At 66.0% G+C, this 6,928-nt stretch carries 4 protein-coding genes, 1 tRNA gene and 1 pseudogene; all 6 read right to left on the bottom strand.

The features are described from left to right. Nucleotides 1-651, bottom strand: a pseudogene (locus VK533_RS04565) (beta-3-deoxy-D-manno-oct-2-ulosonic acid transferase); the annotation flags it as partial. Then, nucleotides 648-1,667 carry a phytanoyl-CoA dioxygenase family protein gene (locus VK533_RS04570; protein WP_324375438.1) on the bottom strand — a complete coding sequence of 340 codons (1,020 nt, stop codon included), beginning with the start codon at nucleotides 1,665-1,667 and terminating at the stop codon, nucleotides 648-650. The pseudogene VK533_RS04565 and the gene VK533_RS04570, both read right to left, overlap by 4 nt. A 52-nt stretch (nucleotides 1,668-1,719) precedes the next feature. Next, nucleotides 1,720-1,795 (bottom strand) — tRNA-Ala (locus VK533_RS04575). 128 nt (nucleotides 1,796-1,923) lie between these two features. Next, entirely contained in the window at nucleotides 1,924-3,174 is a 1,251-nt protein-coding gene (locus tag VK533_RS04580; protein ID WP_324375441.1) for a DUF445 domain-containing protein, read from the bottom strand. A 55-nt stretch (nucleotides 3,175-3,229) separates the two neighbouring features. After that, nucleotides 3,230-6,352 (bottom strand): efflux RND transporter permease subunit, encoded by a 3,123-nt coding sequence (locus VK533_RS04585; RefSeq protein WP_324375443.1) that lies wholly within the window; start codon nucleotides 6,350-6,352, stop codon nucleotides 3,230-3,232. 12 nt (nucleotides 6,353-6,364) lie between these two features. Then, nucleotides 6,365-6,928, bottom strand: a 564-nt coding sequence (locus VK533_RS04590; RefSeq protein ID WP_324375445.1) for an efflux RND transporter periplasmic adaptor subunit, incomplete at its 5' end; no start/stop codon positions are given.

Raw genomic sequence — 6,928 nt, forward strand, 5'->3', positions numbered from 1 at the left:
GCGATGGCCCGCATCGACGTCGGGGTGCGGCTTGAACAGGATATGCGCATCGGGTTCGGCCGCGCGTGCGCGACGCAGCAGATCGAGATTGCCCGTCACATCCGCGCCGCCGAGCCGGACCGATTGATCGTCCTCGACCTGCCCTGGAACCAGGATCGTCCGTTTCTGGCGCGGCTCGGTGGCGGCGGGCGGCGCTTCGCTCGCATATTTGCTGATGCCGCGCGTGACGATCGTCTCGACCAGCGCCTCGGCACGCGCGCGCAGATCGGGCGGGAAATCGGCGGTCGCGAGGATCGTTTCGAGATCGCTCGGCCCGCTGGGATCGTAATAGATGCCGCTGCGGTCGACCACGATCGACAAAGGCGGATGGAGATCGGCGCCCAGCCCGATGGAGCGGATGAAACCATCCTCGATCCGCACCAGCCGGTCGCCCGCCAGTGCCTCCAGCCCATTCGGCATGCGCGACGGCCAGACCGCGATCGCGCCACCGGCGGATTGCGCGATCGCGTCGCGCGCATCGTCCGCGAATTTCAGCGGCCCGCGCGCGTGGCTGGCCAGGAATTGCGCGATCCGCACGCGTTTCCACCAGGCGATGCCGCACGCGACCTTGATGTCGCTGTCGTCCACGGGGCGTGGCGGGGCGCTGTTCATTCGTCGGCCGGACGCTTGCGGCCGACATCGGCCCAGGGCTGGCCAAGCCAGCGTTTGAACCGGTCGCGGAAGCGCCAGTGGAGCGGCACGCGCCGTTCGGCGAGGCCAGGCCAGCCGGTCAGATCGAGACCCGTCCACGGCAAAAACGGATTGCGCCGCCCATAGGCCCACATCTCGACCCGGGTCGACCGCCGCACCGCCGGCCCGCGCGCATGGAAGCCGCTCGTGTCGCACACCACCAACGTATTGGCCGGGACCGCGAAGACGGTCGGCTTGGGCAGGCCGAGCCCGGCCAGCTCCGCCTCGTCGATCCGCAGCGAGCCGCGCCCCGACAGGAAGTCGCTTCCATCGCGCGCTTCGAGACTGCGCTTCTTCTCCCACGCCAGCCGCGCCGCGTCGCGCCGGTGCGATCCGGCGACATAGATGAGCGGGCCTTCGTCGGGTGCGACGTCGGTCAGGAACAGCCAGGCCTTCACGGTGGGATGGAAGGTATCGGCGTGAAGATCGGTCTGCGGATCGGGCGGCGCGTCGTGGCGATGCGTCAGGATCGACTGGATATAGGCCAGCGGCTCGGTGTCGTAGCTGCCGACATAGCGGATCAGGCCCTGCCAGCTTTTGTCGCGCACCAGCGCGCGGGCGGCGGGGAGCGCCTGCAGCGTCTCCGGATCGAGCGCGTAGCGGCGTGTGATCGTATCGCCCTGCACCATCTCGCGCGCGGCGCCGGGATAGGACATCACCTGGTCTTGGAGCGCAGCGAAGGCCTCAGGCGCCAGGAAATTCTCGACCTTCACATAGCCGTTGCGGGCGAATTCCGCGCGCTGGGCGGCTGGCACTAGTCCCTCCATCCGTCGCCTTCGCCATGCCGCCATCCGATCGGCGAGTATGACCCGCTTCACGTGCAGTCCCCACGCGTTCAATCGGCGCGATCCGATCAGCGGACTGTCGCGGAAGCTCTTGGCGTCGGTTGCGAGCTGATAGGCCCACCAGGGGGCGAGAAGATAACGCAGCGGGTTCACCTGATCCCTATTCGGCAGGTCCAGCGTCAGCGCAAGGATGGGAGGAAAACGCTGGTGGAGCTGAGGGGAATCGAACCCCTGACCTCTGCAGTGCGATTGCAGCGCTCTCCCATCTGAGCTACAGCCCCGGCACCAGCGAAAAGCGCGCTTAGACGGGCTTTTCCGCCGATGCAACGCGCTACCGGCGAAATCCCCAAATATCGAGACGATGACCGGCCCTTCAGTCCGGCGCGCCGTTGCGCGCGCCGGCAATCGTTCAGGCCAGCGTATCGATGATGTGAATGACCACGCCGACCAGCCCGCCGACCAGAGTACCGTTGATCCGGATATATTGCAGATCGCGCCCGACCGCGTTTTCGAGCCGGCCGGTGACGGTGTGCGCGTCCCAGCTGCGCACGGTCTCGGACACCAGGGTGACGATGCCGTCGCCATAGGAGGCGACCAGGGCTGCGGTCGCGCGCCGCGCGAAGCGGTTGACCGCGAAGCGGACGCGCGGATCCTCCTGCAGGCTGGTCCCCATCTGGCGCATCGCCTCGCCGAACTTGCCGGCGGCGACCGCCTCGGGGTCGCGCGCCGCGCGCAGCATCGCCGCGCGCGCATTCTGCCACAGGCCGTCCAGCCATTCCCCCACCGCGGGATTGGCGAGCGCGGCGTCGCGAAACGCGGCGACCCGGGCCTGCAATTCGGGATCGGTCTGGAGCCGCTGGGCAAGGCCGGCCAGCGCTTCCTCCGCCCTGATCCGAAGCGGATGATTGCGATCTTCCGCCATGTCGCCGAGCAGGCGGAACAGGCCGTCGAGGATCTTGGTCGAAAGCGTCTCGTCGAGCCCGGTCCAGCGCAGGATAGAACCGGCCCGTTCGTGGATCATCTGCCGGAACAAGGGCTCGTTCGCGTCGAGCGTGCGGCCGGCCCAGAGGATCGCCGCGTTGATCATCGGACGATGGCGTTCCTCGTCCATTGCCGTCGCCATCAGCTTGCCCGCAAGCGGCGCGACATCGAGCGCCTTCAGCCGCTGCGCCGCTGCGCTTTTGAACAATTGGCCGAGCCGCTCGTCGCCGAGGCTTTCGAGCAGGGTCTCGGCGAGATTGCCCGCGCCCGCGCGCATCGCGCCCTCGCGCGGCGGCGAGGCGAGCACGCGGCCGATCGCGCGCGCCACGTCGAGCTTGGCCATGCGGCGCGCGACGATGCGCGGCACCAGGAAATTGGAGCGCAGGAAGCTGGCGAGGCTGTCGCCGATCCGGTCCTTGTTGCGCGGGATGATCGCGGTGTGGGGGATCGGCAGGCCGAGCGGGTGGCGGAACAGGGCGGTTACCGCGAACCAGTCGGCGAGCCCGCCGACCATCGCCGCCTCGGCGAAGGCGCGGACATAGCCCCAGGCCGGATGCGTGGGCTCGAATGTTCTGGCCAGCAGGAACAGTCCGGCCATCGCGACCAGCAGTCCGGTGGCGATGATCCGCATCTGGCGGACGCCACCCTGCGACGGGATAAGGCGGTCGCGAAGCGTCATGATGTGGTCCGGGGCGGTGGCATGTCTTTAGACAATAGCCATCGCCCCGGAAGGTTCACTCTGCGGGATGCGCGACACCCGGCGAATGGTCCTCGGCGCTGTTGAGAACCTTGCCGAGCCGGCGGCCCATCCACTTTTCCGCGCCATCGGCGAGGCTGAAGCCGGCGGGAACGATCAGCAGCGTGAGCATGGTCGACAGGATCAGCCCGCCGATCACGGTCACCGCCATCGGTTGGTTGAACGAACCGTCGCCACCCAACGACAAGGCGGTCGGCAGCATGCCCGCGACCATCGCGACCGTCGTCATGACGATCGGCTGCGCGCGCTTGTGCCCGGCATCCAGGATGGATTCGAGCAGCGCCCGGCCATGGCGCATCTCCTCGATCGCGAAATCGATCAGGAGGATCGAGTTCTTGGCGACGATGCCGAACAGCATCAGCACGCCGATCAGCACGGGCAGCGAGGTTGGCATATTCGCCAAATGGAGGGCGATGCCGCCGCCGAGCGGCGCCAGCAGCAGCGAAACCATGTTCACCAGCGGCGGGATGGCGCGGCGATACAGCAGCACCAGCACCGCGAACACCAGCAACACGCCCGCGACGAGCGCGATCAGGAAGTTGATCAGCATTTCCGCCTGCCACTTGGCCTGGCCCGCGGCTTCGTAATGCACGGTCGACGGCAGGTTTTTCATTGCCGGCAGGTTCATGATCTTATCGCGCTCGGTGCCGGCAACCGCGCCCGGGCCGAGGTCCGCCCCGATCACGACGCGCCGCTCCTGGTTGATGCGCTTGATCTCCGACGGGCCCGCGCCGAAGCCGATATCGGCGAGCACCTTCAACGGCACGGTGGTGCCGCGCGTGGTCTGGACGGGCAGGTTCTGGATCGTCGACAGATCGCGACGACTATCCTCGTTCAGCATCACCCGGATTGGGATCTGACGGTCGGACAACGAGAATTTGGCCGCATTCTGGTCGATGTCGCCCAGCGTGGCGATGCGGATCGTCTCGCTGAGATCGCTCGTGGTCACACCCAGGTCGGCGGCAAGATCCAGTCGCGGCTTGATCGTGATTTCCGGGCGCGGAAGGTTGCCCTCGACGCGGGGGGCACGCAGGCCGGGCATCGCTTTCATCTGCTCCGCCAGGGTGGCTGCGGCTTTGTCGAGCGCGGCCGGATCGTCACCCGCCAGCAGAACGGAGACGTCGCGATTGCTGTTCTGGTCGCCGTTCTGCGAATCGAAATTGATGCGCGCGTCCGGGATTTTCTGCAGCACGGGCTGCAGCTTGCGTTCGAATTCCGTGCTGGTGACGGTACGCTTCGGATTCAGCGTCATCACGATCTCGGCGGAGCCGACCTCGATATATTCGACCGCGGTGGTCACCTCGGATTGCGCGCGGAGTATCTTGGTGGCGCGGTCCGCCACCGCCTCGGTCTGCTCAAGCGTCGTGCCGGGCGCCATACTGATTTCAAGATGGCTCGTTTCCGCATTGGCCGGCGGGATGAAGGTGAAGGGCAGTGATCCGAAGACGAAGATGGTCAGGATGAACGCGACGAAGCCGGACATCAGGGTCAGCTTGCGGTTGTCGCGCAGCCACAGACGCTTCCAGGTACGCCGCGTCCCTTGGTTACGGTCCAGCGTCCAATGGAGCACCTTCATATAGGCGTCCATCAGCCAGCCTTCGCCATGCTTGGCCTGGCCATGTGCCTTGAGGAAATAGGCTGCCACCATTGGCGTGATCAGGCGCGCGACGAGCAGGCTCATCAGCACCGCGACCACGACCGTCAGGCCGAAATTCTTGAAATATTGGCCGGCGATGCCCGGCATCAGTGCGACCGGGAGGAACACCGCCACGATCGAGAAGGTCGTGCCGACCACGGCCAGGCCGATCTCGTCGGCGGCGTCGATCGATGCCTGATAGGCGGTTTTGCCCATGCGCATGTGGCGGACGATATTCTCGATCTCGACGATCGCGTCGTCGACCAGCACGCCTGACACCAGGCTCAGCGCCAGCAACGTCATGAAGTTGAAGGTGAACCCCATCAGGTCCAGGATCCAGAATGTCGGGATCGCGGACAGCGGAATGGCCAGCGCCGAGATCACGGTCGCGCGCTTGTCGCGCAGGAACAGGAACACCACCGCGACCGCCAGGATCGCGCCTTCGATCATCGCGCGCATCGCCGAATGATAATTGCGCTCGGTATAGACCACCGAGTTGGACCGCTGGATGAAGTGGATCTTCGGATATTCCTTCTCGATCTTGGCCAGTTCCTTGACCGTGTCGTTGAACACCGAAACGTCCGACGCGCCGCGCGACCGCAGGATGCTGAAGCTGACGGTGGGCTTGCCTTCCATCTTTGCCAGCGATCGACGCTCGCCATAGGAATCGCGCACGTCGGCGATGTCGGCGAGGCGGACCGAACGGCCATTGCCGATCTGAATCTGCTGCTGGCCAAGCGTGTAGGCGTCCTGGGCGTTGCCGAGCACGCGCACCGATTGTTCGGTGCCTGCGATCTCTGCCCGGCCGCCGGCGGCATTGGTATTGACCGCATAGAGCTGGCGATTGACCTGAGAGGCGGTCACGCCTTGCGACTGCATCTTGGCGGGATCCAGGATAACACGGATTTCGCGGTCGACCTGGCCGTGAAGTTCGACCTGCTGCATGCCGCTGATCGCGAGCAGACGGCGCGAAACCGTGTCCTGGACGAACCAGGATAGCTGCTCCAGCGTCATGTCGGTCGCCTCGACCGAGAAATTGGCGAGGCTGCCGCCATTGATGTTCACGCGCTGAACCTGGGGCTCGATGATGCCTTGGGGCAGATTGCCGCGGATCTGCGAGATAGCGTCGCGTACGTCGGTGGTCGCGCGATCGACCGGCGTTTCGATCGAGAACTGGACGAATGTGCCCGAACTGCCTTCGGTCACGGTGGAGTCGATTTCCTCCACGCCTTCCAGATTGCGCACCGCGGCTTCGACGCGCTGCGTGATCTGTGTCTCCATCTCGGTCGGTGCCGCGCCCGGCTGCGTGACCTGCACATAGACGCCGGGGAAGGTGATCTCCGGATTCTGGTTGAGCGGCATCCGCATGAACGAGACCACCCCGGCCAGGGTCAGCGCGCAGAACAGCACGATCGGCGGAACCGGGTTGCGGATCGACCAGGCGGAGATGTTGCGGAAGTTCATGCGGGTCGATCCTCAGCGAGGGCTGGGCTGAAAGCTGGGCTTTACCTTGTCGCCGGCATTCAGGAAGGCGCCGGCGGCGGCCACCACATGCTCGGTTCCGCTCAGACCGCTCAGGATGGTCACGCCGCGCTCGTCGACGTCGCCGATCTTCACGTCGCGGCGGACGACCTTGTTGTCGGTGCCGATCAGATAAACGAAGTTGCCCTTCGCGTCGCTCAGCACCGCGCTTTCGGGAAGCAGCGGCACATCGCCGATACCGCCGCCGATCTCGGCCGCGGCAAAGCCGCCCGGCCGCAGCGCGACATTGTACGGCAGTTCGATACGGACCGTACCCTGACGGCTGGTCGGATCGATCACCGGCGAAATCTGCCAGATCGTGCCCGGAATCCGGACCGTGGTGCCGACCGGCGTGACCGTGGCCGGCGAACCGACATGCACGCGCTGGAGATCGCCCTCGGCAAGGGGCGCCTGCACCTCCATCTTGCCCTCGGACGCGATATGGAACAGCGCGCTCGATCCCGAAGAAACGATCTGGCCAGCCTCGACATTGCGGGTCAGTACCAGGCCTGCTGTCGG

Source organism: Sphingomonas sp. (genome assembly GCF_035317925.1).
GTDB lineage: Bacteria > Pseudomonadota > Alphaproteobacteria > Sphingomonadales > Sphingomonadaceae > Sphingomonas_I.